The organism is Nocardiopsis trehalosi NBRC 14201 (assembly GCF_001552555.1).
Lineage (GTDB): Bacteria > Actinomycetota > Actinomycetes > Streptosporangiales > Streptosporangiaceae > Nocardiopsis_B > Nocardiopsis_B trehalosi.
Genome location: NZ_BCRK01000338.1, coordinates 1 through 2008, shown reverse-complemented (window position 1 = coordinate 2008; position 2008 = coordinate 1). Strand labels below are relative to the sequence as shown.

General features: G+C 76.5%; 2 protein-coding genes. Both read left to right on the top strand.

Features of this window, described 5'->3' with window-relative positions:
- The first annotated feature begins 204 nt into the window (after window positions 1-204).
- The gene (locus tag NT8_RS27970; RefSeq protein WP_067976065.1) at window positions 205-1392 is read left to right on the top strand and encodes an RtcB family protein; all 1188 of its coding nucleotides are present in this window, start codon (window positions 205-207) and stop codon (window positions 1390-1392) included.
- Between the two features lie 215 nt (window positions 1393-1607).
- Window positions 1608-1745: a hypothetical protein gene (locus tag NT8_RS29675; protein WP_157516009.1), complete on the top strand. Its 138-nt coding sequence runs from the start codon at window positions 1608-1610 to the stop codon at window positions 1743-1745.
- Window positions 1746-2008 lie beyond the last annotated feature (263 nt).

The following is a 2008-nucleotide window of genomic DNA, read 5'->3' as shown; positions in this document are numbered from 1 at the left end:
CCCCGCCGGTGCCCGCGCCCGCGCGCCGCGCGGGCGGGTCGCGGCGGGTCGCGGCGGGTGGGCGCGGCGGCGCCCGGACGGGTTCGGGGCGCGGTCCGGTGGAAAAGGGTTTGCCACGGGGCGGCGGGTCTGGCGTCATAGGGGACGCACGGCGCCAGGGCGCCGTGCCATCCGCCACCCCGCCCGGAAAGGGAGGTCACCCTGATGCCGTACACCGAGGCTCCGGGGGCGCGCGTCCCCATCCGCATGTGGGCCGACCCCGACACCGTCGAGTCCGCGGCCATGGACCAGCTCCGCAACGTCACCCGGCTGCCCTGGGTGCACGGGCTGGCGGTCATGCCGGACGTCCACTACGGCAAGGGCGCCACGGTCGGGTCGGTGATCGCCATGCGCGACGCCGTCTCCCCCGCCGCCGTCGGCGTCGACATCGGCTGCGGCATGACCGCGGTGCGCACCTCGCTCACCGCCGAGGACCTGCCCGACGACCTCGGCCCGGTCCGCTCGGCGCTGGAGGCGGCCGTGCCCGTGGGCTTCCACGCGCACACCACCCCGGTCGACCCGCGGCGGGTGCACGGCCTGCGCACGGCCGACTGGGACGCGTTCTGGGCCGGTTTCGACCGCCTCGCCCGGCCGGTGCGGCCGCGTCGGCAGCGCGCGGCCAACCAGATCGGCACGCTCGGCGGCGGCAACCACTTCCTGGAGGTCTGCCTGGACGACGCCGGGGCGGTGTGGATCGTGCTGCACTCGGGGTCGCGCAACATCGGCAAGGAACTGGCCGAGTACCACATCGAGCAGGCGCGCCGGCTGCCGCACAACAGCGACCTGCCCGACCGCGACCTCGCCGTGTTCGTCTCGGGCACCCCGGAGATGGACGCCTACCGGCGCGACCTCTTCTGGGCGCAGGACTACGCGCGGCGCAACCGCGACGTCATGATGGGGCTGGCGCTGGGCGCGGTGCGGCGGCTGCTGCCCCGCGTGCGGGCCGAGGAGTGGATCTCCTGCCACCACAACTACGTGGCCGAGGAGGTCTACGACGGGGTCGACGTGCTGGTCACCCGCAAGGGGGCGATCCGGGCGGGCGCCGGCGACCTCGGCATCATCCCGGGCTCCATGGCCACCGGCACCTACATCGTGCGCGGGCTGGGCAACGAGGCGTCGTTCAACTCGGCGTCGCACGGCGCCGGGCGGCGGATGAGCCGGAACAAGGCGCGGAAGACGTTCACCGAGGCCGACCTGGTGGAGCAGACCAAGGGCGTGGAGTGCCGCAAGGACGCCGGGGTGATCGACGAGATCCCGGCCGCCTACAAGGACCTGTCGGCGGTCATCGAGGCCCAGACCGACCTGGTGCAGGTCGTCGCGCACCTGCGCCAGGTGGTGTGCGTGAAGGGGTGACCCGGTGCGTGCCCGCCCCGCCCGGGGCGGGCGCGGTGCCGCCCCTGGCCCCTTCGTTCGAACTGGTGTACGATTACCCTGAGTGCGGACGGGTGCACCGATGGTGCCGACCACGGCCCGTACCTGGGGGAACACGAGGGACGCTCCGGCCGCGCCGGTGCGGCGGGCCGCCGGTCCGCCGCACCCACCGCAGCGTCCCGGGGAGGTGGTACCAGATGAGCGATCCATGGGGCGGCCCGCCACGCGAACGGCGCGCCGAACTCTTCCGGCTGTCGGTGGCCCTGGTGCGCACCGGGTGCGCGGTGCTCCGGTTCGCGCTGTGGTGGCTCCGGCGCGACGACGGTCCGCTGTGATCCCGGCCGGCCGCCCCGGCGGCCGGCCCTCCGGCGCGGCCGGGCGGGCGCGGCCCGGGGCCTCGGCGCCGCCGGTCCCGCGCCCGCCGCACGGGCTCGCGGAACGCCTCGGCGCCGCCCATGGCGCCGTTCACGGGGCCCGTGCCGGCCGCCTCCACGTCGACGGGCACGTCGTCGCCCATGGCACCTCCCGGTCGGCGCGCGGGGCTCCTGCGCGGCCCCGTCCCGGGTGGCGGGGCGGCCGCGCCGCGCGGGGCGGCGGG